This is a genomic window from Lysinibacillus sp. TE18511, from assembly GCF_054062295.1.
Window position 1 is genome coordinate 188,524 of record NZ_JBSSFD010000002.1, and the last position, 26,098, is coordinate 214,621.

Genomic DNA, 26,098 nt, shown 5'->3' on the forward strand with positions numbered 1-26,098 from the left:
TTTTCTGTACTTTTCCACAGGAATCTGCACGATTTTCCACTTGGAATCAAAAAAACAGCATGCCATAAGCTTTGCTGGCATACTGTTTGGACAATTACAGAAATGAAGCATGCCTTAACATGCTTCACAAATTATTCTATTTGTAGTGTTTAATTAAAATTTTTGTACCAGATTCGTTAGACTCAATATCCCAGTCTAAATTCATGCCCTTTACCATGATATCAACAATGGATAAGCCGATGCCCGCACCTTTAGCATTGGATTCATTTTTCATGCCGTTTCCATGATCCTTAATGATAAATGCATCATAACGCTCCGTCGATTCGGTTTCCACGCCAATATATTTCCCGCTATTTGCATGGCGTAATACATTTTGAAATAAATTATCAAATATACGCCCAAGCCAAATCGGATCAACTTGCCACTCATTTTTCTCAAATGGATGTACCTCAATATCGATTTCAAAGCCTTCTTTTTCGAATACCGGATACCATGTGGTCATTTGCTCACGTACAAATCGGATAACGTTGATTTCTTTTTGCTCAAATTTATATTTACTAGCCATTAGTAAAGTATAGGACATTAAATTTTCTATTAAAGCATCGATATTTACAATCGATATTTCCATTGCTTTAATAGCCTGTTGCCCCTCTTCTGATAGTTCCTCTTTGCTAAGAGAATAAGATTGCGCTCTAATTTTCGTTAAAGGGGTACGTAGGTCATGTGATAGATTAGCAATCAGCTCTCTTCGTAGCTGTTCTTCCTGCTGCTCACGATTTTTACTCTCCCTAAGCTCACACACCATTCGGTTAAAGCTTTGTTCAAGTTGACCAATCTCGTCCTTCTTTTTGACCTTCGTTTCAATAGGTAAGCCATCTACATCGCGAATTTCCATCGCTTCTTGAAGGTGCAATAGTCTTTTCCGAATCCCTCTGAAAAATAAAAGGGAGACAATCATAAAAAACAAAATAATCCCAATAACACCCAAAAGTACAATGTTCCCATATTGTTCATTAACATTCACAAGCGGTGGGTTAAACACTTCCCTAGGAATCTCAAAAACGATAAATCCATTCGATTCATCCTGTCCTAAAAAAGCGATAACTGTAAATGGATCTCCCCCATAACTCTCCTTTATAAATTTAGTCGTAAATGACGGCGTCCATTTCGATGGTAACTGTTCCTTTACATTCACTTTTGTGAGTAAGGTCCCGTCCTCACTCACCCAAAACATGGATGCTTTAGGATACTGTCTCTCCCAAACCTTAAAACGTTGAGTAATTGTTTCCTCTGTAAAGTTTTTTATGCTTTTAGCTTCTGCATGCCATTTTTCCTCTATTGCGCTTTCACTGAGAACTTCATTTGAAATATTAGTTTGCCCAAATCCAAACACAAAAAGTGCGATAGCAAGGTATGATAGTTGAACAATAGAAATAGCTAGCAGAATTATTAGCATATACTTAGCTAATAATGATCGGAAAAATTTCATAGCTTCACCCTATATCCAATACCACGTATGGTTTCGATAATTGTCGGCTTCGCTGGATCTATTTCTATTTTTTCTCTTAAGTATCGAATATGCACCATTAATGTTTTATCGCCTTCTATGTAACTTTCACCCCAGACACCTTCATAAAGCTGTTCCTTTGTTAGGATTTGATTTAAATGGCGAATAAAATATTGAAATAAATAGAACTGCTTGCCTGTTAATTGAACCTCTTCATCTGTCTGCGTGTTCATGATTCGCATTTCTTTCGTAAAAATTTTAAGATGCTGAAGATCCAGTACATCGTCGTTCTTTTGATATCTTCTTAACAATACTTCCACACGCGCTACTAGTTCATCAGGATGGAATGGCTTCGTTAAATAGTCATCAGCGAAGTTAAGCCCCTCTATTTTATCCTCCACAGCCGTACGTGCTGACAACATCAAAATAGGGATTTCTTTATTTTCTCGCTTAATTCTTTTACCAATTGAAAAGCCATCTAATCCAGGCAGCATCACATCCAATATCGCGATATCCTTAAAAGCTATGTGTTGGTCGACCTCTTCACCAGATTCAAGCCATGTCACCTCATAGCCTCTTTCCGTTAAATCCTTCGTCACCCATTGGCCAATATCTTTTTCGTCTTCTATGTACAATATGCGAAACAATGTTCATCCTCCTAATCTATGTATTTATATAGCCTTAAAAATAACGTTATACTAAAAAACCATATTTTGCATTATATAGTTTCAAATATTTATTCTATTTGAAATTTATGTAACAGCTCTTCCCACTATCTCTCCCATCTCCATTGCCAAAAAGATTGCGTTTTTTACTCATGTGCCCTTTCGGATTGAATAATAAACTTGTCGTATTGATGGAATGAAAGGAGCAAAAAGATGAATACATTAGTTTCTGCAAAAAACGTGACAAAAATTTATAACGAAAATCAATTACCCGGACTTAATAAAGTATCTTTTGACATTCAATCTGGTGAATTTGTTGGAATTATGGGGGCATCCGGATCAGGAAAAACAACTTTATTAAATATTCTATCAACGATTGATACGCCTACAGATGGTGAAATTTTAATTGATAGTGTTGATATAAAAACACTTAATGATAACCAATCTGCTGATTTTAGAAAGGATCATTTAGGCTTTATTTTCCAGGAGTATTTTTTGCTTGATAGCTTATCCGTAAAGGAAAATATTGCAGTACCCCTAACTTTATTGCACAAATCTCCAGAAGAAATAGATTCAACGATCAACAATTTAGCAAAGCGTTTTGGGATATTCGAACAATTATCAAAGTACCCTAGTCAGCTTTCTGGCGGGCAAAAGCAAAGGGTTGCCGCAGCCAGAGCAATTGCGAAACAGCCAAGTATTTTATTTGCTGATGAACCAACAGGCGCATTAGATTCACACTCTGCAACTGAGTTACTTCAAAAGTTAAGAGAAGTAAATGGGGAACTCCATACTACTATTTTAATGGTAACTCATGATGCTTATGCAGCAAGTTTTTCAAGTAGAATTCTGCTATTTAAAGATGGAAATATCATAAAGGAATTAAAAAGAAACAATCAAACTAGAAAACAATTCTTTGAAGAAATATTAAAAGAAATCTCTAAATAAAGACTAAAGGGTGAAAGGAATGCATCATGGTGGGATTATTAACAATTGCAAAAAAGAATTTGAAGAATAATTTTTCCTTCTATTCGTTCTATTTCGTTTCTGTAGCCTTTGTACTGACGGTATTCTTCTCCTTTATTTCATTTTCCATGAACAGTATTGTTTTGGAGAAAATTTCGTCAGATGGCAGAGTAGAAACAATGTCAAGAGTAGTAGCGATGTTTGTTATGGCATTTGTATTATTCTATATGTCTTATTCTAATACCTTCTTTATGAAAAAAAGAACGAAAGAACTTGGGATTTATTCGCTCTTAGGGTATCGGAAGTCGACTATGGTAAAACTATTAACGTTCGAAAATATTTTAATTTGTTTTGCTGCTTTAATTGTTGGAATCATTCTTGGTGCTGTTGCTCATAAAGGAATTGTTGGAGCGATCGTCAAATTATTAAAATTACAAATTGAAACTTCCGAAATTCCATTTATTAATATAAACGCTGTAGTATTTACATTTATTTTTATATTCGCTATTTTAGCTGTCTTATTATTATCAAACTGGATAATCCTTCGGAAAAGTTCATTACTAATGTTAGTACGAATGGATAAGAAGGAAGAAAAACAAATAAAAATTAATACAGCCTTGTCGTTCATCGGGCTACTTCTTATTTTGTTCGGTTATTTTTTAGCGCTTGATATTACAAGAGGAACTCAATCGTTGTGGAAAACAATAGGTTTTTCACCTATTGCACTTGTAACAATGGTAAGTGTTGTTCTAGGTACTATTTTCTTTATTCATTCTTTTTTACCATTCGCTATTCTAAAGTTAAAAAAGAAGAAAAGCTGGTTTTATAACGAATCCAATATTATTATCATTCCAAACTTTATTTTTAAAATCCGTTCAATGGCAAAGACTTTAATTTTATTAACTTTATTAGTTTCAGGAACTTTAGCTTTATTAGGCTCTACTGTCCTGACTCTTTACCATCCAGTTGTTGCCACAGAACGTATTATTCCGTCAGCTATAGAATTCCCCGTGGAGGACAAACAACTGGCTACTGAGGCAATCAAAATTGCAGAGGGTACTGCTGGCAAAGAAAATGTGAAACACAAAAAAACAACTATTATCTATATAACATCGCCTTCTCATAATTTACCGCAAGAATACAGTATTAAGGAAGAGCCAGGATTTGATCTCATCTCCGAATCAGATTATAAGGAACTAATACGTAATCAAGGAAAAAATGTGGAATTCGAAAATTTAAATGACAATGAAAGTATTTTAGTTAAATATCGACCTGACAAAAAGAAGCTAGATAAAGGGAATATTTATACCTTAAACTTAACACCTACAAATAGTGTAGATATAAAAGTCAAAGACACGACATTACTTAACCCAATAGGATTTGCCAATAGTGTCGGAACGCTAATTATCTCAGACAAACTTTACAAGGAAGTAAAATCCTTCGGGCTACCAGAAAAGACGATGATCAGCATTAATGGGACGAATATGAGGGAAAGTAAAGAAGTTTACGAAAACTTAGCTCCGCTATTTAAAAATAACAACTATTTTTCAAGTAGCTACCAAAAAGTAGACTTCCTTATCCAACAAAATAGTTCAACATTCTTACTTATTAGCTTCGTTACAATTATCTTTTTTATTGCAACAGGTAGCATTCTATATTTCCAAAATCTATCAAATGCTATGTCAAAAAAAGATGAATTTGCTATTCTACAAAGAATGGGCTATAACAAGAAAAAAGTAAAAAAAATAATTAGTAAAGAAGTTTTTGCGATCTTTAGCATCCCCTATGCATTAGGGTTAGCACACAGTATTTTTGCAGTAATCACATACAAAACCGCTTTAATGGACGACTTATTAGGAAAAAACAGCGCCTTTATATTACCTATTCTATTCGCAGTCATAGCTTTCACTCTTGTATATATCATTTATTATTTGTTAACGAAACGAGCATGTAATAAAATTATTTTTGATAGTAAATAGTAAAAAATTACAGATAGAGCTGATGTACATGCATCAGCTTTATCTGTATGTAATCTAGTAAAGGTATGTGAACGGATGAAAAAGTACTATGAACACAAACAACTTTTTATTTTATTACATCAACTTTTTTTAATTATTTTTTTATGCTATGAGTTTTTGCAGGAAAGTATTATAGGAACAACAAAATTACTACCATTAGTACTTATAACGATTATGGTTTTCTACGGAGCATATATCCATTTTATAAATATTAAAGAAAATAAAACACTATCGCAATTTTCTAATTTGTTATTCCTTACAGCATGGCAATTTTTACTTACCCTTAATGGAAACCCCTTTTTTTATACACTAAGCATAGTACTTAGTGTAGTCATTCTATATATGACCGTACAATTTTTGCTCTTGTTCTTTTTCCAAGATTCCATCTATATTTATAAAAAAGAAAAAGATTCGATTTTAAAAATGATATGCCTATTAACACTCGTTTCAAAATTGATTAATGATACACTGTTTGCCTTTCTATTTTCATTTCAAATAATTGTAAGTTTCGCTTGCATGGTCTTTCTATTTTTGAAGCATCGAAAACGAATTATATTTGTCTTAAAAAATGAAAAAAAGCATTTACTTCAATCTGTTACGATTCTTATAGTTCCCCTTTTTGGATATGCTGTGTTGTTTGCAAATAGCCCTGAACACTTAAATAATTTAGGATGGTATACAGTCATTTTTTTACCTTTATTTAGTATCCACGCAATTGCTTTTAAAAATCATAAATTTATGAGGAAATATTTTCTTTTAAAAGAATATAAAATGGGGCTAATATTGTTATGTTTTCTTGTTTTCATTAGTTCACTTGGCATGTTGTTTCAATTCAATATGATTACCTATTTTATTATCCTACATACAATTTTTTGGTTTGTGTTGCTTTATTTCACCTTGTTATTTCATGACATTAAAACTAAAATGCTATATTTTGATACAGAACAACCAAAAACATTCCCTGAAAGTTCTTACGTACAGCATCTCGTACAGATAGTTAAAGAAGAGAAGTTAAAAATTTCTTTTTCAAATTATTTACATGATGAAATATTACAGGATATATTAGCCGTTAAAAATATGATGAATAAATCTAATAAACAAGAGGTTCGTGAAATAATCGTGAATACGCTGGATGATTTAAACTTGTCTATACGTGAACAGATGCAGGAATATCACCCGACCATATTAAAAACGCTCACATTAAAAGAAAATTATAGTAATTTAATTAATATGATTCAGCAGAAATTTGGAAATAAAAATATAGACATCACATTTAACTGCAATGATGATTTCTTTTTAGTTGAACCTTATCATTTAGTTATATATCGAATAGTAAAAGAACTAGTAACAAATGCGTTCAAACATTCTAAATGTACTAATCTGGTAGTAAAACTTGCACTGAATAATGACGAAATAGAGCTTATAGTAAAGGATAATGGGATTGGTCAAGTAGATCATGAAAATTATGAACCTAATGACCATAGAGGTTGGGCTTCTATCAAAGAGCAGTTATTTTTATTGAATGGCAACATGTTAATTTCAAAATGCTCTCCTTCTGGCTTATGTATTTCTATTGTTATTCCCATGAAAGGAGATGAATCCTATCAATATTTTATTAATAGATGATCACGCTCTATTTGCTAAAAGTCTTGAGATTGTCTTAGCAGATTCCCCTGAAATAGAACAATTTCATTCATTACAAAATATTGAAAATGTTATTTCTGTTATCAATGAGTTTAAACCTACAATTACGTTAATAGACATAAATTTAAGTAACATCAGTAGTGAGGACGGACTAGGATTAGCAAAGAACATTTTAGCTAATAAATGTTCTACAAAAATAGTCATATTAACAGGGTATGATTTGCCTGTTTATCGATATGAAGCTCAAAAAATTGGCGTCAGCGGGTTTATTAATAAAAACATTATGCCAGATAAGTTACTACAAACTTTAGTAGAAATTAATGAGGGTACCTACTATTTTCCGTTACCCACGGATTATATCGAGGAATTGACCGACAGTGAAAAACAAATATTACAATTGCTATGCGATGGATATAAACGTAAAGAAATTGCATCTATGTTATTTGCAAGTGAACGTACAATTTCAAACCATATTCAGCATATATTTAATAAGTTAGATGTGTCCTCCTCGCTAGAAGCAGTGACAAAAGGAATAAAATTAGGCTATATTCAGCCAAATTATTAACAAATGTAAAAACAGAGCGTGACAATCACAATGATGAAGTCATGCTCTGAAATGTCACATATATGGTTTTACCTAATAATCAACATATCATTATCATCAAACTGCCACATGTCTCCGTAGGCCACTTCCCAATAATAGCCGTTTGGATCTTGGAAATAGCCACTATAGCCTCCCCAGAATACTGTTTCGGGTTCCTTCACGATTGATGCTCCTGCTTCTTTAGCTAAATCAAATACTTGATCAACTTCTTCTTTAGACTTTCCGTTATAAGCAAGTGTCATTCCGCTAAAGCCATTACCGATCGCTGGTGGATTTGCTTCGTTAATATCTTTTGCTAAACGGTCAATCGGAAACAAGGAAATTTTTGTTCCTCCATTATTAAAGAAAATAACATCAGGATTTGTTTCTTCCCCATAAACAATCACTTCAAATCCTAGACCTTCTCGATAAAATCTAAGCGACTCGACCATATCTTTTACACCCAATGTGATTAAATTTAAACGGTTCATCTCACTATCTCCTTTATAAAAGTCTCAATTACTTATTCTATTTTTAGCATTGAATTCCCTTTTCGCCTTTGTAAATCACTCATTTTGCTACAGGCTAAACACTTTTTTAAATCAGTAACGTCCCCTATTGTTTTGGCTAATAGATGCAAATTATGAGCCTGAAAAAGTTTACATCCCTATAATTGCGACTTCTTTAATTTAAAGCTGAACCATGTGGACAAAGAAAAATTTCTTACGATGAACCTTTGATATCTCACAAAAGTAACCTCCACGTTTCTATGAAACCAAAAAGTGCGTACTTTTTTTTGCATTGGCATGAAAGCATAATAAGAAAGCAACGAAGCACAAACGAAAATTGGAGGACAGAAAAATGATTAATCATTTACAAGATAGAATTACATTAAATAACGGCTTACAAATGCCTGGTATGGGTCTAGGCGTATTCCAAGTACCGAATGATGTTACAGCAGAAATGGTAAAAAGTGCGATTGAGGTTGGTTACCGTAGTATTGATACTGCAGCTATTTATGGCAATGAAGCAGGTGTCGGTGAAGGAATTAGACAAGCATTAGCATCTACAGGCCTAAAACGTGAGGATTTATTTATTACGTCTAAAGTCTGGAACGATGGCTTGAGCTATGAAGAGACAATTGCAGCATACGAAGACAGCTTAGAAAAATTAGGGCTAGATTATTTAGACCTATATCTCATTCATTGGCCAGGTAAAAATAAATTTGCAGAAGCTTGGAGAGCACTCGAAGATTTATACGAGCAAGGGAAAATTAAAGCTATCGGGGTATGTAACTTCCAAGTTTCACACTTACAGGATCTTCTTAAAATAGCTCGTATCAAACCAGTTATTAACCAAGTGGAACTTCATCCACGATTACAACAAACTGAGGTACGTTCATTCTGCGAAGAGCACAATATTCAAATGGAAGCTTGGGCACCATTAATGCAAGGTGGGCTTCTTGAAAATGAAACTATTTCAAAAATAGCTGAAAAATACGGGAAATCAAATCCTCAAGTTATCTTGCGCTGGGATATTCAAAATGGTATCGTCACAATTCCAAAGTCTGTGCGCAGAGAACGTATGATTCAAAACGCTGATATTTTTGATTTCACACTAACTGATGAAGAAATGGCGATCATTAACGCCATGAATCTAGATCAACGTGTTGGACCAAACCCAGATGAGTTTGATTTTGTCATGTAAACGATAGTTATGTAAACGTGAAAGAGACTGTCTAATTTTCTTCTCTTAGACAGTCTCTTCCAATCTATTTAAGATGTATGCTTTATTGCGATATCTTCATCACGTTGCATTAACAGTACATCTTCACCTTTATCTTGAAGCATTTCGATATGTTTTTCACCCCAAGTGCAAAGCATGTTCAGCACAGGGTCCATCTCTTGACCATAAGATGTTAGCGAATATTCAACTTTTGGCGGTACCTGATTGAAAACCTTGCGATTAATTAACCCAGATTGCTCTAATTCACGCAATTGGCTCGTTAGCATTTTTTGCGAAATGCCTGGAATCAATCGGCGAAATTCATTCGTACGAATCTTACCATGGTGGTTAAGATGACAAAGAATAATAGGTTTCCATTTGCCCCCTATGACTTCGAGAGTGGCTTCAACACCAATATTATAAACTTTTTTCATTGTAAACCCCCTGTAATATTCAAAAGTAACTAAAAGTACCCTATATAACTTTTAGGTGCATATGAATATTACTATATACTATAAAAAAAATCAAAGGAGATATTATTAGAATGAAAGATACAAAAGTGCCGAATGCCAAACTAACATTACTCGCACTTGCAATCAGTGCATTTGGTATCGGCTCTACAGAATTTATAAGCGTCGGACTTCTTCCATTAATTACAAAAGATTTTGATATAACATTAAGTACTGCGGGTTTAACCGTATCCATATATGCACTAGGTGTAACTATTGGTGCACCGCTTTTAACAGCATTAACATCACGCTTTAGTCGCAAAAATGTGTTACTGCTCGTTATGGTGCTGTTTATTATCGGTAACTTACTTGCAGCCTTAGCACCCTCATTCTCATTACTACTAACTGGGCGTGTTATTTCAGCATTGGCACATGGTGTGTTTATGTCCATTGCCTCTGTTATAGCTGCAGATGTTGTGGCACCTAATAAACGAGCAAGTGCAATAGCTTTTATGTTTACAGGACTAACATTAGCGACTGTGACTGGTGTACCACTAGGAACTTTTATTGGACAAGTAACCGATTGGCGAATGTCGTTTATTTTCATAGTTATCATAGGTATTATTGGATTAATTAGTAATGCCCTGCTTGTGCCAAGTCACTTATCGAAAGGTAATCCAATTTCCATTCGAGATATTGGTAAAGTATTAGGGAATATTCGAATGTTATTAATCCTGTTTATTACTGCAATAGGGTATGGTGGCGCATTCGTTGTATATACCTATGTTTCTCCTATTTTAGAGCAGTATATGGGCTACTCACCAAAAGCAATTGTCGTGATCTTAGTTGGATATGGTATTTGTGTTGCCATCGGTAATACATTAGGTGGTCGTTTTGCGAATAATAACCCTTTACGTTCTATCTTTATTATCTTTATAGGCTTAGCATTAGCACTTCTCGGCATCAACTTCTTTTTAGAATCAACAATAGTTGGATTAATAATGGTCTTTATGATGGGGCTATTTATGTTTATGAATGTACCGGGATTACAGCTTTATGCCGTTCAGCTTTCAGAAAAATATATACCATCAGCTATTTCAATGGCTTCAGCATTAAATATTTCAGCCTTTAACATTGGTATTTTTCTAGGATCGTACATTGGAGGAATCATCGTTCGCCACCAATCATTAGCTCATACTCCTATATATGGATTCGGTATGGTGATGATTGCCGCGGTTACTACGTTCCTATGGTTAATCTTTGATAGAAAGAAGCAATAGATCCCTTGCTTTGTATGTATTAGAATAAAAATGATGAAAGGAAGCCTTAACAATAGCCAGGGCTTCCTTTTGTTATTCACCATATTTAAGGAAAGTATCGTCAAAGTACGCCTTAAAATTTGGATATAGATAGTCTAATGACGCTTGAATATCGGCATTATCATCAAATAAAATTTCATGATCAATTTCATATATTGCACAAGTCTCTTCATCTGCATTGTCATTTAAATCAATGCAAATTATTTTTCCATACTCTTCATCCCATGAAAACGGAAGATATCCTAAACTACATAACGATGGATTATACATATCTCTAACGTTATTTAAAGGTTCATCAACACTTTGTTCCGGTATGACATCAAAATAATGGTGATACGTTGAAATAAAGGCTTTATACCATTCAGGAAATGGAAGTCCGAACTCTTTTTCTAAAGCTTGAATATCATCTTCCGTTACTACAGAAGGGACCATCTTCCATCTTGACCATTCTTCATCAATATCTGCTAATTTCATCTCAACAGGAACATCCGGACGCATCCATCTGCAAAATCCATCTTCTGAAACCTGATTATAGTGCTCGTAGTAAACTTCAAAACCTTTTTTTATATATTCACGAATATTCATCTTTAAACCCCTTTTTATCTCAGAGTAAAATCTTTTCTCCCTAATCCCCTACAGTCCTAGGTTTTTCACATCAGTCACTAACACCGAAAACATTTTTATACATAAGATAGGGTATCAACTATAGGATAGGAGGAATTTAGTTGTATTACAATCCTTATCCGTATTTTGTCTACCCTAACTATTATCCAACATGGGCAATGGCCACTCAACAACCTTCAAGATATCTAGCAATGCCAACAAACTCAACAAATCGCAGCCCGTTTCCAACCATCAATACAAATAAATTGAAGACTTCTGCGAAACGAATCAAGGTTATTATGCAGCAAGCACAATTACTTACGGATAAAATTGACGAATCCGAGCAATTTGCGCATGATCTGATGGACGCCGCACAGCTGTCAAATAAAACAGAAGTTGAAAAATTAATTGCGTCAACAGGTATTACCATCAAATTCGAAACTAACTATACACCAGATGGGATCCGTATAATATTTACTGACAGTGACTGTTGTAAGCTAACCGTAAATTTGACCTGGTGACATCCAACTAAAGAGTGGGAACTATGTGTTGTCTATTTAAATTACTACAAATTGACACTTTGAAGGTTCTGGAAATTTTTTAACTATGTATCCCTATTGAACTTGTAAACTATAAATAAATATGCTAAAGTATTCGTAATCTATTTCTGAAAATTCTTATATTTTTCTTATCAAGAGAGACGGAGGGATTGGCCCTATGATGTCTCAGCAACCAGCCTATAGGTATGGTGCTAATTCCAATTGGCGAAATCAGCCTTGAAGATGAGAAGACTTACTTAATTGCTTTGCACAAGGGTCCTCTTTCTACAAGGAGGGCTCTTTTTTATTTTCGCTAGTAAACAAAGTCTAAGCATCCAAAAATAATTACAAGAAAGCAGGAAAATATTATGACAAACGACCTTTTACAGGCACTTCAACTATTAAAATCGAAAGAATGGGTAGATTTAACACATACATTTGGCCCTAATTCACCTCATTTCTTTATGTTTGATGATGCAAAATTTGAAACATTATTTTCCCATGAGGATGGTTTCTTTGCACAGCAATTCTCTTTCCCTGGGCAATATGGAACGCATATCGATCCACCTATCCATTTTGTGCGAAATACACGCTTTTTAGAAGAATTGGCGTTAAAAGAACTAGTCCTACCACTAATCGTTATTGATATATCTAAGGCAGCCGAATTGAATAACGACTACACATTAAGTATCCAAGATATTCTTGACTTTGAGGCCGAATATGGGGAAATTGAAGCGGGTACCTTCGTTGCGCTTCGTACCGATTGGAGTAAGCGTTGGCCAGATAAAGAGGCTTTCAGCAACAAAGATGTAGATGGTAATAATCATATTCCTGGCTGGGGATTAGAAGCGTTACAATTTTTATTCAACGAACGAAAAGTTAGTGCTATTGGTCACGAAACTTTTGATACGGATTCAGCAGCTGATTTTCGTAAAAACGGTAAGTTAGATGGCGAATATTTTGTGCTTGAGCAAGATACTTACCAAATTGAACTTATGACAAATTTGGATAAGCTACCTCCTAAAGGTGCTGTTATTTTCAATATTGTACCAAAACCCGAAAAGGCCTCTGGATTCCCTGTGCGTTCATTTGCAATAGTGCCTTAAAAATAGCAATAGGTCTGAATCAATCCATGATAGGTATTGAATCAGACCCTTTTTATTTAGGTGAATTCCTTTTTTTAAAAATAAAATAAACGATCAAAATTATTATGATGAACAATGCTATAAGATACATACTGTAGCGGGATAAATATAACCCAACATAACGCCATTCCTCCCCAAGTACTTCTCCTAAGGTAATAAAAGTAAATGTCCATATAATTGCTCCCGTATAAGCAAAGAAAGCAAACTTTTTAAAAGGATAATTATTGATAGCCGCAATATATGCTGTTAGATGACGTACACCAGGAATAAAATATCCGACTACTAATAATATTGGTCCTATTTTTGCAAATAATTTTTTAGTAACGTCAATTTTCTGTTCAGTAATATGGATTTTCGGACCGTATTTTCGCAATAATGGTAGCCCGAATCTATAGCCTATATAGTAGCTTAAGGTAATTCCCCCTGCCGCACCTACCACAGCGCTGATTAGAGCTGGAATATGCGAGAGAGTTTCTCGATATACGCTATACCCTACATAGGTTAAAAATATCTCATCGGGAAGTGGCAGCCCGACAATCCCTCCAACTAGGATAAGAATAATGCCAAAATACCCGTAATGTTCAATAAGAGATTGCACATGATGCGCCATAAATCCATCCCACCTAATGCATAATAATTTCTTTTCAATGTTAGCTTTATAATAACTCAAAGTAGGCAACATTATGAGTATTATAACGTTCATAAAGTTTTCCCCAACGTATAGTGGCTAGTCCATGCTATAAATATAGTTTTCTTAAACTATTATTTGTAGCTCACGTAGAGCAAACTCAATACCACCATCAGTTGATTTCTTCGTTATAAAATCAGCGACAATTTTTAATGCTTCACTACCATTGCCCATTGCAATACCAAAACCAACCTGTTCCAGCATGTCGATATCATTATCTCCATCCCCAAAAGCAAGTGCTTCCTTAGGACTCAAGTTGAAATAATCTAGTACAGCTTGAACAGCAATCGATTTGGAAACATCATGCTGCAAAACATTTGTAATGTATGGATGCCATCTTTTAAATAATAAATGCGGGAATTGTGATGCATATCTTCTCTCCATCTCCTCATCGGCATATAGACACATTAAATATACCTCTTGCGTTAAAATATCTTCATTAATAACAGGAAACTCCAGCAAAGATAATGTCTCTTGCATAGCTGTTAATGTCTCTTTTTCTTGGACGTTATTCATCGATAATTGTTCTGTAAAAAACGAGAGACTTTGTTTATGGTCATCAGCAAAAGCCTTAACTGCTTGGACAATTTCTTTTGCAATAGGTATTTTATGTAATACTTGATCTTGATGTTTAACATACGCACCATTAGCCGTAATAAACGTCTCTATTCCTATATTTCTTAACTGTTGGCACATCGACAAAGGTCTTCCTGTAGCAGCAACAATACGAATTCCTTTGTTTATTAATTGTTGTATAGCCTTCCTTGTACTTTCTTCAATACAGCCATCTTCATAATTAACAAGTGTTCCATCTACGTCAAAAAATACAATTTTATAATCCATCGTTTGCTCCTTATCGTTTGATATTATTTTGCCAGATATGTCGACTCACCCTTTTTATTAAGTAGTAGCTCATCAACATATATACATGCCATACGCTTCCCTACTTTTGTTGATGATTCTAATTAGAAAACGCAAGACAAGTTCGAGCTGCTTCATTGTCACTGTCTCTTCACATAAGAAATCCTTTTTTAGTCAAAAATATCCCTATATTTCCATAATCGGCACACCTCTAATTTTACCTGAATAATTGAAAAGATGGCATTTTTCTTCTTACATTACATATAGTTAATTTGACCTATATAAGCAATTGTAAAACATAAAAATTAGCAACAATTTAGTTAAACATTTGTACGTAATTTGACAAACTAAATTAAATATGTAACTTATTTCAACTACACCGATAAATACTATTGCGGATACAGTTCGAAATTTCAAATGACTAAAAAAGTTTTGATCATTTTTAATTTTTATAATTCCAAAGGAGTATACCAAAGAACACAGAATTGTTAATATAGAAGAAAGTAAATTAAACATATTGAACGATATAATCATCGTATACATAGAACAAAAGAAATAATAACCTAATTGGATGTAAAGGAGTTGATTCTTATGGCATTTAACATTTACTACTATGAAAGTAGTGTGGATTGCAAGTTTTGTAAAAAGCATTTTACCACATATAAAGTACGTCCCAATCGTTATAAAGTAGTCGAAGAGCAAACAGACTTCATGCCAGTCTATGAAGGTTTAAATCCACTGTTATATGAAGTTGCTGTTTGTCCGCATTGTGGCTATGCCTACCACAAATCTATGACAAGAACTTATGGACCTTTTATGCTTCTTATTGATGAGCTGTACATTAAAGAACTCCAAAAACCTATGGATATATGTAAGGAACGTACGATCGATGATGCCATTATAAGCTTTAAATTAGCTTATCTTGTATCAAGAGCATCAATGGAAGAATCACTTCTTATGGCCAATTTCGCACTGAAAATAGCTTGGCTCTATCGCTTAAAAAATGATGATCAATCGGAAATGCACTACCTCTTTGCGGCCAGAGACTTTTACAGTAAATCTTTTGCTTCCAATCAAGAGGGCGGAGAACGAATTCAATTTTTGCATGCTGAAATAAGCCTCCGACTTGGTGATATTACTGAAGCGAAGAAAGGTTTCTCTCGATTAATTGCGGACCGAAATATTTCCAATAAATATCGAAAAATAGCACGTAATCGTTGGGAAAACTATAAATATGACGTGCAGCCTATTCATGTTAATGAAGGTGTAAGCGAAATCATCAACTGAAGTAAACGAGGAGCGGAATAGACATGCAGCTATTTACAAAAAGAATTGATGTGAGAGAAGAAGATATTTTTTCAGAATTACATCATTTTTTACTAAGAAAAAATAATCGCTATTTAACGAATGATGAAGTAGTTGCAATAACAGGGGTTTCATCCGAGCTACTTTATAAATGGGTAAAATCAGGGAAATTAAAAAAATCAATTTTTCCTAATTTAGGCGCACCTTGTGAACGATGTGGACAGATTACTCAAGCAAAAATCTGTGTTAGCTGCTCATCAACCATCGTTAATACATTAAAGCAAGAGGAAAAGGATCGTGCATGGTTCAACCAAATACAACGAAATAATGTAAGAGCTAGCACGTATCACTATAAATAATAAATAGCATCTCCATAGCGTGATCTACCATCCTTATCTTGTACATATAGAAGTGCTCTATCATTACACTTACTTAATAGATTTAAGAATGGAAATCAACCCAAAATTATCGTAACAACCCAAATTTAAGGTTCATCACCAAAAGTTGTGGATGACATTTGTTAAAACATATACTATGTAAATAAGTTGATTGGAGTGGAGGCTGGGTGACTCCTTGGGGATCAGCGAAAGAGGAACGAAGACTAAGAGCATCACGTCCTGTGATAACGCCTTCGTGACCTACATCGTGTAGGCCCGAGACCCTGGAGCGAGCAACGCGAGTGAAGCGGCTCATCGGACGCCCCCAGGAAAGCGCCCAGTCGGAACGGAAATCAACCACACGTTTTGGTGATGAGCCAAATTTAAACAAAATTTAAACAAATACCCCCTTTACTTTAAACTTACCTACTTATAATTAGTCTTAACATAAAGAGAAGGACTGATAGAAAGTGTCAAAAGGGAAGAAGCGTAAGGTTTTATTATCATTAAGTATTGCGTTAACAAGCTTTGCAGCGTTCAACGGAGTATCAAATGCATCAACAGCAGTTCCGGCATTAGAAGAGCGTGTAGCTGTAGAGAACAATTCGGAAGTAAAGCAAGCCCGCACATCCAATGAGACATTACAAGATTGGAAAAAGTGGACAAACGACCATGCCTATAGCTTAACATCTATTCAGCCTGAAACAGTTGGTCAACAAAAAATCCCATCAGATAAATTTGAAGATTTAGAAATGCTTAAGCCTTTATTACACGATAAACGTATTGTTTTTTTAGGGGAAAGTTCTCACGGTGTGGCTGAATTTAACCTAGCAAAAACACGTATTATTCAATTTTTACACCAAGAAATGGGCTATAACGTTCTTGCCTTTGAAAGTGGTATGGGGAATGCCATGAATGCCCAAGGTCAAATTGATAAACAAACAGCGCAACAAACGATGAAGGATTCTATTTTCCCCGTATGGTGGTCGAAAGAAACACTACCATTATTTGAATATACTAAAAAAACACAGAATACAGATCAACCATTAAAATTAGCAGGCTTCGATATTCAACAGCAAAATCCATTTACGAACGGTGACTGGCTACAAAATAGTCAGCTTGCGAAACAGTTCAGTGAAGCAGAGAAGCAACTTGCAGAATGGAGCTTCGGTAAGGATTTAAAGGGCTATCAAAAGGCAAAACCAAGCATTATCGAAGTATATAAACAAGTAAAATCACAAATACCGCTTAAAGAAAAAGAGTTAAAAGCGGCTTATCCGAGCGAGCCTCATATTGTAAAGCTTATGGAACGTACTTTAGCTGACCGTATCCGTTTAGCAGACGAATATGTAGAACTATCCATTCAATCAAATATTGAATTTGAACAAAATAAATATGATTCCTTTTTAAAGACAATGGAATGGCGTGACCAAGCAATGATGGAAAACCTACTTTGGTTAGCAGAGGAAGTTTATCCAACTGAAAAGTTTATCGTCTGGGCGCATAATGACCATATTCGTAAAGCACAATCCGAAGTAATGGGTTCTCCTTATCCGATAAAATTAATGGGTGAGCGTCTACCAGATATCTACAAGAAATATAGCTATGTACTTGGCCTTTATATGGCTGGTGGCGAAACAGCAGACAATCTGGGTGGACCTATGGCCGTATTACCGCCAGTAAAAGGATCTATCGAGGATATTCTTTCATCGACAAATAAACCATACACATTTATCGACTTACACAATCGTCAAAATGAACGAGGAAACTCATGGATGTTTGAGCCACGCTTATCGTATAGCTGGGGATCCATGCAAGAAAGCCTTGTTCCACGCGATCAATATGATGGCATTCTTCTGATTGATAAAGTAAGTAAACCAAATTATATAAAGTAAAACTTTAATCAGTGGGTTTTCTTCATCCCCACTGATTATTAGTCTTTACCAATCGGGCTTTTGGGCAGTCCTTTCTTTGCTTTCATTGATTTGGAAGTGCAGTCTTGTACCTGACGTTTCGCTTTCGGTACAGACAAATTACTGCCCGTTAATACGGGATAAAATAAGAATATAAAAATGGCAAACTAGTTCATTCTTTTAGTTTGCTATTTTTTAAAAATTTAAGTATCCATCGAAATTGTATCCCAAGCTTCATCGCGATGCCCTATCATCCAGAACAAGCCTCTGCGTCTTTCCATGACAATACTTTCGTTCATACCAGCAGGAGCTGTCTGTTCTTGTATACGACTATCTACACAAGCCCAATGGTATCTGTAAATTTTGTCGGCTTCATCCAAAATCTCTTCCTGATTTCGCATTGTAGTTTCTTGATAAAATTGTTCAAACGTCTCGTAGTTAGAAACAACTTGGATGGCATGCTCGCAATCACATACTTCATCAGGAACATCCAGCTTTTCAACAAAGCCAAGTGCCCAAATAAGCGTCCAATAAGCCTCATATTGCCATGAAATATTAATGGCTTCTTGCGCATCTGGTTCAGAAGCTTGTAAAAAGTCTCTTTCATTGTTAGTTAGATCGTCTTCCACTTCATATTTACGTAACATATTGATGAAAAAGTCTCGCGATTCTTCCACGTTTCCACCTTGCGCCACATCACAAGCAAATTGAATGACAATTAACAAGGCTACAGCTCTTCTAGCAATGTCTTCTTGGGTTTTAAACTGACAAGCCTCTATTGGTGGAAGCTGAGGAAGAGACGCTGCATATGGGATCGCGTTTTCTTTTAGAAACGCTATCGTTTTATTTTTTCTTTGCTCGCCTTCTTCTGATGACACCGCTTGTCCCATTATCTTTCTTGTACAAGCGTGGGGTCTAAAGTCAAATGGTCCTGATTGCCCGTCAGGATAAACAATTACTACCCCCTCATCATCTAATAACGTGCCATTCGGTAAAAAGCCAATGCCACCTATAGTTGATAACAACCTCGAAAATAACAGCAACTGTTCTTCAGTTATCTCTTTTTCTGATTCAATAGCTATCACTGTATTTAACACGGATATTTGAGTCAACACTAATTCTTTTAAATTGTCATCTTCAAAAGGAATATTATCGTAATAGCCCATCATTCCAGGAATGTTTTTAGTGAAGTAATCTGGATTCGTATCTTCAGACATAACCCTAATGGTAAATTTATGTTTTTTAAACAATGCTTTGGATTTTATCGAATACTCATTTTCACTTTTAACAATAGCAAAGCCCTTTGCAAAGGCGTCTGAAATTTTTAACTCGACATCCTCTATGTCGTTCTTAGAAGCAAATATCGTGAAATGGTTCAATCTTCTCTCTCCTTTACAATGAATTATCCAAACCTTCGAGAGCTTGGCTAAATAGCTGTTTATTTTTTCTTAGTATTTCATTTTCTTTCCAAAAGCTAAGCAATTGTCGCCATTGCTCCTTGTCTACAAGAGTCGTTGGCTTCATTCCTTGCCGCATCATTTGACATACTGCGCGAATAGCCGTAAGTCGCTCTACTTCACTGCCATTCAGCCATTCAAATAGTGTCTCTGCACTTGGCTGTGATTCCGAAAAAAGTGTGTCCCACCCATCTATAGGAAATGCAACATAATGCTTCATCCACGTTATAATATTCGGATTATGGAAATGGCGTAGTCGATGTAAAGCTGTATAGGCATCAACTGTCTGTTTCCCGATATTTTGAAGAACAAGTGATAAACCTTCTTCGGCTGGTAGACAATAGGCGGTTAAATAATCACGAATCGAGCTAGGCATATCATTTTGGTCACCCCAAAGCGTTCTTACCCAGTCTCTTGCCTCCACCGCACAGACATTTACTAGTACTTCACTCCATACTTTTTTATCAGCTGGTGGCAGTGTTTGTTCAATTTTATTCCGAAGTACATGGTACACTTCCGATGAATCAAACTGCGAGAAGACTTCCTGAACATTAGTATCTTTCACCCCATGCATAGATACATAGATGAATAATAACTCCAAATTAGACATCGCTTGCTTTAAAGTTAGTGTTAAATATTGTTCAAGCCAATTCAGCCATATTTGAGAGCTAGTTAGGCTCAAATCCAATCCATCCTCACTACAAAACTGTCGATGCTGTCCGCAATCTGCACCTATACAACCTAATGCCGTAACTCGCTCTACATAATCATGAAAGCCCCCTGCCAGCAGATCAAACTCATCTTCCTCGTGACTCCAATACCAAACAGAACCATCATTAATCCTAATAAGGAGCGCATCGCCATTGCCAGCCGTATGAAACTGTAAGTATAGTTGTTCATCTGAACCTTCATCATCTCCCCCAAAATAAGGGAAATCTAGCCCTTCCAAGCTCCAACCAAAGTCACCAGAAGGCGTATCATCTAATTCAATAGGAAGCAAAGCCTCGTCTGGCAAATACCAATACATCCCCACTTGTTGAGAAAAATGTAGTAATAGATTACGGAACTCAGAAGGGATTCGAACACCAAGCCGTTCCTCTACCATTAGTAGCTCATGCTCTGTAACTACAGGCTTTATCTCAAGTGGATACACCCTGGCCCCTTGCTGTTCAAGCCGTTTTAATAAATGCTGCCAACGTTCAATCCACATCTTATTTCCTCCCCTACGTTAAGAAAGATACTCTTATTTAAGCTTGCACCAAGTATTACTAATATTTATAGACTCTCTACTATATCGTCAGGAAATCATTCACTTATTAGGATTAGACTTCAATTTGCTTTAAACACTAGGATTTTACTTCCATTAAAGCTCAATATACATGCTAAATTGCTTACCTTTACTAGTTCTTTTCTAATTGTTTAGAGTGACTCTTTCTAATAGTGAGTTGTTGATAAGCAAAAACCTTATCAACAACCTTTTTTAATTTCCACCATAATTTTCGTTACATATTCCTCCTCACGATTTTTAATAACGGCGTCATAAATATATTCCTCATATACGTACTGCCCTAATTCGTAACCTTTTTCTCGCATTACTTTAAATAATCGCTCGTATGTTTCACCAAGTGTAGTGGCCAGTCCTACGTGATAACCAACGATAAAATCTCCTTCAATCGCTTTAAAATATGGATGGCCCTCTCTCGGCTGTGGCTGCTCTATATATAAGTAACTATAATTATCATAGTTTCCGGCTAATACTTGCTCTCTTCTTGTCATACCCCCAATAGGATAACCTGTGTCTAATTGAGAACGATCTAACTCATCTATAAAATCTGAAACAGCCTTCGTAAACTGTTCTTCCATCGAATCCTCGATATTTTTACTTAAATATAATGTGGCCTCTGGTAGGTGCTCAATCGTAATGCTATCAAAATCAAGGTGTAAGGCTTCCTCTGTTAAATCGATTTTTACATCGATAATGTTTTCAATCATCTCAAGCTCTCGACGTTTTTTCGCTACAATGTCCTTTTGCTGTCGCATCAAGTCTAAGAAATTTTCAGGTGATTTTTCTGCCATATATGTTTGAATATCCTTTAAAGACATACCTACCGCCTTCAATAGCTCTATCACACTAAAAAATTCATATTGCGCAATGGAATAATAACGATAGTCCTTACTATCCTTCATGATTGGTGATAATAAACCAATTTGATCGTAGTAAATGAGTGTTTGTTTATTCACCTTACAAATTTTAGCGAATTCACCAGTTGTAAAATATTTTACATTTTTATTAAACATTTTAAAGTTTCCCTCCTTGACTATATAGTTACTATATACATTAAATTGTAGCTATTCACAACCAATTATGCCACGGCAAAATTGCGTCCAGAATCGTCTATTTCAGCGGATTTCTAGACATCTGCTGAAAGAAATTAATAACAGAAAGGTTTTGACATTATGTTCACGGAAATTCGTGACATTACAGCTTTAAACAAAAAGGAAATTTTATCATTACGCATTGCAGATAATCAGCAGGATTTTATTGAGAGTACCTTGCAATGTTTGGCGGAGGCAGAAACTGATACACGTTATATTCCAGTCGGATTATATAGAGAGGACATTGCAGTTGGCTTCGCTATGTATGGTGCGTTCCCATATAAGAACAATACGCAGCGTGTTTGGTTAGATCGCTACTTCATTGATGAACGCTATCAGCATCAAGGATTGGGAAAATACTTTTTACAGCAACTTATTAAATATTTAGTAGCTAACTTCAGCTGCCAAAAAATATATTTAAGCGTTTATGATTACAATATAGTAGCCATTCAGCTATATGAAAAATTTGGATTCGTTTTTAATGGTGAACTAGATGAAAACGGTGAAAAGGTAATGCTATTGGAGGTACATGCTCATGACAACCATTAATCCTATTGAAACAAGACCGCTGAAGCCGTTATTTTTATCATACTTATTCCCAGCGATGATTGGCATGTTGCTGATGTCGGTGAATATTTTAGTAGATGGTATTTTCGTAAGTCACGGAGTTGGAACAACCGCTCTAGCTGGAGTAAATATCGCCGTACCAATTTTCTCTATTTTGCTATCCATTTCCCTTTGGATCGGTATGGGTGGGGCTACACTATTTTCAATTTCTCTTGGTGAGGGCAATAAAAAACGGGCGCATCAGCTCTTCACATTAGCATTTACAACCATGATCGTTGTCGTTATGACACTGGTTTTAATACTTTTATTAAATTTAAAGGAAATCTCGTATATATTCGGGGCAAGTGATGCTACCTATCCCTATGTCCAAGAATATCTACATGTTATTTTGATTTTCGGTGTGTTTTATACGATTGAAAATTTACTAAGTATTTTTATTCGAAATGATGGTAATCCAAAGCTCGCCATGATGGGCTTAATTACTACATCTGTTTTAAACATAATATTAAACTATATCTTTATTTTCGTGCTCAATTATGGCGTAACAGGTTGTGCCCTAGCCACATCTCTTTCCACAATTATCGGTATGTCCGTGCTATGCCTTCATTTCTTCAGAAAGCAATCCGAATTAAAATTTGTGCGTAATTTTTTCAGCCTATCTGATTTAAAGAAAATATTTGCTATTGGGCTACCAAGCTTTATCGTTGAAGCTTCTGTCGCTGTAATGGTCATTTTATATAATGTTACATTTTTACATTATTTAGGATCAAATGGAGTTACTGCATACGCCATGATTAACTATATTCATACGGTACTGTTAATGGTATTCCTTGGTATTGGTATGGCTCTACAACCTCTAGTTAGTTATCACCACGGTGCAAGATTAACAGAGAGGTTAACAGCGCTGTTGAAAATCGGTATTGCCACTGCCCTTATTTTAGGTTTAACTACTGCCATCATCGCTATGTTATTTCCTACACAGCTAATAGCACTATTTGGTGATAGCACGCTGGAAATTCGCAACATGGCGGCACAGGGCTTTGCATACTTTGCAATTGGCTATGTATTCCTTGGTATGAATATGGTGTTTGCAGAATTCTTCCAATCGATTGAAAAAATCCGACTTGCAACAACTATTATGTTATTACGCAGTATTATATTATTTATCCCTGCGCTCGTACTGTTACCTAAATTGCTTGGCCCACAAGCTATTTGGTGGACCTTCCCTGTCGCAGAAGGCATTACTGCATTGCTTATTTTTATCTTTATGAAGAGAAAATCACATACGATTTTTTCAGAGGTAAGCAGCTTAAGTTAGAACTATAACCGAAGAAGAAAACCCCTTTCGATTATTGTTTCGAAAGGGGTTTAAATTGTTTAATTTCTATTTTTCACAAGCCCAACCATCTTTATCTCTGTCAAGCTTATCTTGATAGGCAGGATGATCTTTTTTCACACCTTTAGGGTATTTTTTGTTTAATTCTTTACAGTTTTTAAATGTCTCTTTCGCTTGTACATCAGCATTAAATGATGTGACTGAGAATACTAAAGTTGCTGTTAATAAAGTTATAAGTAGTTTTTTCACTATAACACCTCCTAATGGATAATATTACAGAATATAGAATATATAAACAATACTAAAGTAACAGACTTACTGAAAAAAAATACAAAAAGGACCTTAAATAGGCCCCTTTTATATTATTATAAATATTTAATGACAGCCATTTCTTTACCAAAGCGATCACCATAATCTTTGAATCCCAAGCTTGAATATAAATAATGTGCACCTTTATTTTCTGGATGATAACCTACTATAATTTTTTGCGCATTTGGTAATTTAGCTATTTCTGCAATCATTAGCTCAGTAGCTACTTTCCCTATACCCTTACCTTGAAAATGCTTATCTATCATAATTCTATATATCCAATAGCCATCAAGCTCTTCTATTACAGAATTAAACATTAAGAAACCTGCTACTCGCTCTTCAAAATAAATAACGTATGGTTTTAATGTTGGCTCAAACTTTGATTGTGCTATTGAAATAGCGTTTGGTTCAATATAATCTCTTTGCTCTTCTGATATTTGTAATAGGCAACACTCATACCAATTCTCTGCATTGACTTCTACAATTTTCACAGCATTCTTACTCATACATTTTTTCCCCTTCCGAATTCAGGGAAACGCTTCATATCATTGTTAATTATGCGTTATCCCCCAGTATTTCATTATAAAAACAGTTTTGTTTGTCATAATGACCGCCCCCTTTAACAAATATTCACCATAATATCATATTTTTCCATATATTAGCCCTTTTGATTAAAACTAGCTCATCACCACAGCGTGTGTGGTTGATTTCCGTTCCGACTAGGCGCTTTCCTGGGGGCGTCCAGTCGGAACGGAAATCAACTTATATTCAAGGCATACGTATCAACAAATGTCATCCACAACTTTTGGTGATGAGCTTTAAAACTTCAAACAAAAGCAATAACTACCTAAAGATAGATATGAAAGCCAGAATTAATAACATAGTTGTTCTTCATATATTGACAGCAAGAGGTCTCCAAACCACGGATCTAAATAAGTACCTCGCCAATTTGGTGGAGTAATTCCATCTACTTGAACATAACAAAAAAGCACCTTCAAAAGAGAGATGAATTTTCTCATTTAAGGCCGCTTTGTTAAGATTCCTATTTTAAAATTTCTTGTTTTCTTCAATACTACCATCCTGCAAAAACTACCTTCGTAAAAATCTTTTAATGGTTCTTTTTTAATTCCATATATTCATCACGAAGAATACTCATAATAATTTCATCAGAATACTTATCGTTCATATATAAGGATTGCCTTAGTATGCCTTCCTTTTTGAAGCCCACCTTCTCGTAGGATTTCATTCCACGGATATTATGAGAGTAAACCTGTAATTCTAAGCGATTAAGCTGAAGCTCCTCGAACGTGAATTTTTGAGTAAGCTGAGCCGCTTCAGCCCCATATCCCTTGCCGCAATTCTCTATACTGTGTAAAGCTATACGGAACATGGCCTTTTTATTGTCTAAATCTATTTCCATAATGGCTAAATCACCGATAATTTGGCTATTTTCTACTAAACAAATTGCAAAATCATGGCGTGTGGAATCTTCGCTAAATCGATTTAAAGCCTCTCTAATCTGATCCTTCGTAAAAATATTACGCGTACCCGTCATATACATAATTTCTTCATTTTGAAGACCCATGTAAATACTATCTACATCTTTTTCAGTAATAGGTCTTAAAAATACACCTTGCCCTATAATCATTAAAAAACCCCTCCCTTTAACTATATTAAAAGGGATTTCGATTAGAAAGAATATGCCTAATTCAATTAGGAACTGTTTTATACATACGAAAAGCACCA

The 26,098-nt window shown here is 35.1% G+C and carries 25 protein-coding genes, 1 pseudogene and 1 riboswitch; of the genes and pseudogenes, 13 read left to right on the plus strand and 13 right to left on the minus strand.

Annotation, left to right across the window (positions count from 1 at the left end; genetic code table 11):
• Positions 1-136 precede the first annotated feature (136 nt).
• Together ACVWXS_RS02380 and ACVWXS_RS02385 are read right to left on the minus strand one after the other, a co-directional pair.
• A complete protein-coding gene (locus ACVWXS_RS02380) occupies positions 137-1,489 on the minus strand; it encodes a HAMP domain-containing sensor histidine kinase (RefSeq protein WP_456955773.1) in 1,353 nt (450 codons plus the stop codon).
• Positions 1,486-2,154, minus strand: a complete 669-nt coding sequence (locus tag ACVWXS_RS02385; RefSeq protein WP_456955775.1) for a response regulator transcription factor — start codon at positions 2,152-2,154, stop codon at positions 1,486-1,488. Before ACVWXS_RS02385 ends, ACVWXS_RS02380 begins: the two co-directional genes overlap by 4 nt.
• Positions 2,155-2,385: 231 nt before the next feature.
• On the opposite strand from ACVWXS_RS02385, the gene ACVWXS_RS02390 reads away from it, so the two are divergent.
• From ACVWXS_RS02390 to ACVWXS_RS02405, 4 genes are all read left to right on the plus strand, one after another.
• Positions 2,386-3,120, plus strand: coding sequence for an ABC transporter ATP-binding protein (locus ACVWXS_RS02390; protein WP_456955777.1), 735 nt, complete (start codon positions 2,386-2,388; stop codon positions 3,118-3,120).
• Between the two features lie 29 nt (positions 3,121-3,149).
• Complete coding sequence (locus ACVWXS_RS02395; protein ID WP_456955878.1) at positions 3,150-5,117, plus strand: FtsX-like permease family protein; 1,968 nt, start codon at positions 3,150-3,152, stop codon at positions 5,115-5,117.
• A 75-nt stretch (positions 5,118-5,192) separates the two neighbouring features.
• Positions 5,193-6,782, plus strand: a complete 1,590-nt coding sequence (locus ACVWXS_RS02400) for an ATP-binding protein (RefSeq protein WP_456955779.1) — start codon at positions 5,193-5,195, stop codon at positions 6,780-6,782.
• Positions 6,751-7,365, plus strand: a complete 615-nt coding sequence (locus ACVWXS_RS02405) for a response regulator transcription factor (RefSeq protein ID WP_423490114.1) — start codon at positions 6,751-6,753, stop codon at positions 7,363-7,365. The genes ACVWXS_RS02400 and ACVWXS_RS02405 overlap by 32 nt, the downstream gene beginning before the upstream one ends.
• A gap of 68 nt (positions 7,366-7,433) precedes the next feature.
• Here the strand turns inward: ACVWXS_RS02405 and ACVWXS_RS02410 are convergent, their stop codons facing one another.
• Complete coding sequence (locus tag ACVWXS_RS02410; RefSeq protein WP_456955781.1) at positions 7,434-7,874, minus strand: VOC family protein; 441 nt, start codon at positions 7,872-7,874, stop codon at positions 7,434-7,436.
• Between the two features lie 370 nt (positions 7,875-8,244).
• On the opposite strand from ACVWXS_RS02410, the gene ACVWXS_RS02415 reads away from it, so the two are divergent.
• Positions 8,245-9,090, plus strand: coding sequence for an aldo/keto reductase (locus ACVWXS_RS02415; RefSeq protein WP_456955783.1), 846 nt, complete (start codon positions 8,245-8,247; stop codon positions 9,088-9,090).
• 68 nt (positions 9,091-9,158) lie between these two features.
• Here the strand turns inward: ACVWXS_RS02415 and ACVWXS_RS02420 are convergent, their stop codons facing one another.
• Complete coding sequence (locus ACVWXS_RS02420) at positions 9,159-9,542, minus strand: winged helix-turn-helix transcriptional regulator (RefSeq protein WP_456955785.1); 384 nt, start codon at positions 9,540-9,542, stop codon at positions 9,159-9,161.
• A 110-nt stretch (positions 9,543-9,652) separates the two neighbouring features.
• Between ACVWXS_RS02420 and ACVWXS_RS02425 the strand changes: the two genes are divergently transcribed.
• On the plus strand, positions 9,653-10,837 hold the full coding sequence (locus tag ACVWXS_RS02425) for an MFS transporter (RefSeq protein WP_456955787.1): 1,185 nt from the start codon (positions 9,653-9,655) through the stop codon (positions 10,835-10,837).
• A 72-nt stretch (positions 10,838-10,909) separates the two neighbouring features.
• On the opposite strand, the gene ACVWXS_RS02430 is transcribed toward ACVWXS_RS02425, so the two are convergent.
• The gene (locus tag ACVWXS_RS02430) at positions 10,910-11,461 is read right to left on the minus strand and encodes an SMI1/KNR4 family protein (RefSeq protein ID WP_456955789.1); all 552 of its coding nucleotides are present in this window, start codon (positions 11,459-11,461) and stop codon (positions 10,910-10,912) included.
• A gap of 140 nt (positions 11,462-11,601) precedes the next feature.
• Here ACVWXS_RS02430 and ACVWXS_RS02435 point away from each other — a divergent pair, with 140 nt between their 5' ends.
• Both ACVWXS_RS02435 and ACVWXS_RS02440 read left to right on the plus strand, forming a co-directional pair.
• A complete protein-coding gene (locus ACVWXS_RS02435; protein ID WP_456955791.1) occupies positions 11,602-12,000 on the plus strand; it encodes a hypothetical protein in 399 nt (132 codons plus the stop codon).
• 164 nt (positions 12,001-12,164) lie between these two features.
• A riboswitch (SAM riboswitch) is annotated at positions 12,165-12,268 on the plus strand.
• Positions 12,269-12,386: 118 nt separating this feature from the next.
• A complete protein-coding gene (locus ACVWXS_RS02440) occupies positions 12,387-13,124 on the plus strand; it encodes a cyclase family protein (RefSeq protein WP_456955793.1) in 738 nt (245 codons plus the stop codon).
• Between the two features lie 52 nt (positions 13,125-13,176).
• Here the strand turns inward: ACVWXS_RS02440 and ACVWXS_RS02445 are convergent, their stop codons facing one another.
• Both ACVWXS_RS02445 and ACVWXS_RS02450 read right to left on the minus strand, forming a co-directional pair.
• The gene (locus ACVWXS_RS02445; RefSeq protein ID WP_402990910.1) at positions 13,177-13,773 is read right to left on the minus strand and encodes a DedA family protein; all 597 of its coding nucleotides are present in this window, start codon (positions 13,771-13,773) and stop codon (positions 13,177-13,179) included.
• Between the two features lie 144 nt (positions 13,774-13,917).
• Complete coding sequence (locus ACVWXS_RS02450) at positions 13,918-14,694, minus strand: Cof-type HAD-IIB family hydrolase (RefSeq protein ID WP_456955795.1); 777 nt, start codon at positions 14,692-14,694, stop codon at positions 13,918-13,920.
• A 609-nt stretch (positions 14,695-15,303) separates the two neighbouring features.
• On the opposite strand from ACVWXS_RS02450, the gene ACVWXS_RS02455 reads away from it, so the two are divergent.
• From ACVWXS_RS02455 to ACVWXS_RS02465, 3 genes are all read left to right on the plus strand, one after another.
• Positions 15,304-15,999, plus strand: a complete 696-nt coding sequence (locus tag ACVWXS_RS02455; RefSeq protein ID WP_456955797.1) for a DUF2225 domain-containing protein — start codon at positions 15,304-15,306, stop codon at positions 15,997-15,999.
• Between the two features lie 23 nt (positions 16,000-16,022).
• Positions 16,023-16,376 (plus strand): hypothetical protein, encoded by a 354-nt coding sequence (locus ACVWXS_RS02460; RefSeq protein WP_068985038.1) that lies wholly within the window; start codon positions 16,023-16,025, stop codon positions 16,374-16,376.
• 488 nt (positions 16,377-16,864) lie between these two features.
• Positions 16,865-18,289, plus strand: coding sequence for an erythromycin esterase family protein (locus ACVWXS_RS02465; protein WP_456955799.1), 1,425 nt, complete (start codon positions 16,865-16,867; stop codon positions 18,287-18,289).
• A 221-nt stretch (positions 18,290-18,510) separates the two neighbouring features.
• On the opposite strand, the gene ACVWXS_RS02470 is transcribed toward ACVWXS_RS02465, so the two are convergent.
• The 3 genes from ACVWXS_RS02470 to ACVWXS_RS02480 form a co-directional block, all read right to left on the minus strand.
• Positions 18,511-19,686, minus strand: a complete 1,176-nt coding sequence (locus ACVWXS_RS02470; protein ID WP_456955801.1) for a DUF4272 domain-containing protein — start codon at positions 19,684-19,686, stop codon at positions 18,511-18,513.
• 13 nt (positions 19,687-19,699) lie between these two features.
• Positions 19,700-20,974, minus strand: coding sequence for an SMI1/KNR4 family protein (locus tag ACVWXS_RS02475; RefSeq protein WP_456955803.1), 1,275 nt, complete (start codon positions 20,972-20,974; stop codon positions 19,700-19,702).
• Positions 20,975-21,231: 257 nt separating this feature from the next.
• The gene (locus tag ACVWXS_RS02480) at positions 21,232-22,062 is read right to left on the minus strand and encodes a MerR family transcriptional regulator (protein ID WP_423473876.1); all 831 of its coding nucleotides are present in this window, start codon (positions 22,060-22,062) and stop codon (positions 21,232-21,234) included.
• Between the two features lie 159 nt (positions 22,063-22,221).
• Here ACVWXS_RS02480 and ACVWXS_RS02485 point away from each other — a divergent pair, with 159 nt between their 5' ends.
• Positions 22,222-22,689 (plus strand): N-acetyltransferase family protein, encoded by a 468-nt coding sequence (locus tag ACVWXS_RS02485; protein WP_456955805.1) that lies wholly within the window; start codon positions 22,222-22,224, stop codon positions 22,687-22,689.
• Positions 22,676-24,025 (plus strand): MATE family efflux transporter, encoded by a 1,350-nt coding sequence (locus ACVWXS_RS02490; RefSeq protein ID WP_456955807.1) that lies wholly within the window; start codon positions 22,676-22,678, stop codon positions 24,023-24,025. The genes ACVWXS_RS02485 and ACVWXS_RS02490 overlap by 14 nt, the downstream gene beginning before the upstream one ends.
• A gap of 66 nt (positions 24,026-24,091) precedes the next feature.
• On the opposite strand, the pseudogene ACVWXS_RS02495 reads toward ACVWXS_RS02490, so the two are convergent.
• The 3 genes and pseudogenes from ACVWXS_RS02495 to ACVWXS_RS02505 form a co-directional block, all read right to left on the minus strand.
• Positions 24,092-24,214: pseudogene (locus ACVWXS_RS02495) on the minus strand (excalibur calcium-binding domain-containing protein); the annotation flags it as partial.
• Positions 24,215-24,408: 194 nt separating this feature from the next.
• Positions 24,409-24,858 carry a GNAT family N-acetyltransferase gene (locus ACVWXS_RS02500; RefSeq protein WP_456955809.1) on the minus strand — a complete coding sequence of 150 codons (450 nt, stop codon included), beginning with the start codon at positions 24,856-24,858 and terminating at the stop codon, positions 24,409-24,411.
• A gap of 602 nt (positions 24,859-25,460) precedes the next feature.
• Positions 25,461-26,000 carry a GNAT family N-acetyltransferase gene (locus ACVWXS_RS02505; protein ID WP_456955811.1) on the minus strand — a complete coding sequence of 180 codons (540 nt, stop codon included), beginning with the start codon at positions 25,998-26,000 and terminating at the stop codon, positions 25,461-25,463.
• Positions 26,001-26,098 lie beyond the last annotated feature (98 nt).

Coding starts and splice junctions, on each gene's coding strand:
- ACVWXS_RS02425 (WP_456955787.1), top strand. CDS start 9,653: ATGAAAGATACAAAAGTGCCGAATGCCAAACTAACATTACTCGCACTT.
- ACVWXS_RS02400 (WP_456955779.1), top strand. CDS start 5,193: ATGAAAAAGTACTATGAACACAAACAACTTTTTATTTTATTACATCAA.
- ACVWXS_RS02440 (WP_456955793.1), top strand. CDS start 12,387: ATGACAAACGACCTTTTACAGGCACTTCAACTATTAAAATCGAAAGAA.
- ACVWXS_RS02405 (WP_423490114.1), top strand. CDS start 6,751: ATGAATCCTATCAATATTTTATTAATAGATGATCACGCTCTATTTGCT.
- ACVWXS_RS02490 (WP_456955807.1), top strand. CDS start 22,676: ATGACAACCATTAATCCTATTGAAACAAGACCGCTGAAGCCGTTATTT.
- ACVWXS_RS02505 (WP_456955811.1), bottom strand. CDS start 26,000: ATGATTATAGGGCAAGGTGTATTTTTAAGACCTATTACTGAAAAAGAT.
- ACVWXS_RS02410 (WP_456955781.1), bottom strand. CDS start 7,874: ATGAACCGTTTAAATTTAATCACATTGGGTGTAAAAGATATGGTCGAG.
- ACVWXS_RS02500 (WP_456955809.1), bottom strand. CDS start 24,858: ATGAGTAAGAATGCTGTGAAAATTGTAGAAGTCAATGCAGAGAATTGG.
- ACVWXS_RS02475 (WP_456955803.1), bottom strand. CDS start 20,974: ATGTGGATTGAACGTTGGCAGCATTTATTAAAACGGCTTGAACAGCAA.
- ACVWXS_RS02485 (WP_456955805.1), top strand. CDS start 22,222: ATGTTCACGGAAATTCGTGACATTACAGCTTTAAACAAAAAGGAAATT.
- ACVWXS_RS02380 (WP_456955773.1), bottom strand. CDS start 1,489: ATGAAATTTTTCCGATCATTATTAGCTAAGTATATGCTAATAATTCTG.
- ACVWXS_RS02480 (WP_423473876.1), bottom strand. CDS start 22,062: ATGTTTAATAAAAATGTAAAATATTTTACAACTGGTGAATTCGCTAAA.
- ACVWXS_RS02455 (WP_456955797.1), top strand. CDS start 15,304: ATGGCATTTAACATTTACTACTATGAAAGTAGTGTGGATTGCAAGTTT.
- ACVWXS_RS02430 (WP_456955789.1), bottom strand. CDS start 11,461: ATGAATATTCGTGAATATATAAAAAAAGGTTTTGAAGTTTACTACGAG.
- ACVWXS_RS02420 (WP_456955785.1), bottom strand. CDS start 9,542: ATGAAAAAAGTTTATAATATTGGTGTTGAAGCCACTCTCGAAGTCATA.
- ACVWXS_RS02450 (WP_456955795.1), bottom strand. CDS start 14,694: ATGGATTATAAAATTGTATTTTTTGACGTAGATGGAACACTTGTTAAT.
- ACVWXS_RS02390 (WP_456955777.1), top strand. CDS start 2,386: ATGAATACATTAGTTTCTGCAAAAAACGTGACAAAAATTTATAACGAA.
- ACVWXS_RS02460 (WP_068985038.1), top strand. CDS start 16,023: ATGCAGCTATTTACAAAAAGAATTGATGTGAGAGAAGAAGATATTTTT.
- ACVWXS_RS02415 (WP_456955783.1), top strand. CDS start 8,245: ATGATTAATCATTTACAAGATAGAATTACATTAAATAACGGCTTACAA.
- ACVWXS_RS02445 (WP_402990910.1), bottom strand. CDS start 13,773: ATGGCGCATCATGTGCAATCTCTTATTGAACATTACGGGTATTTTGGC.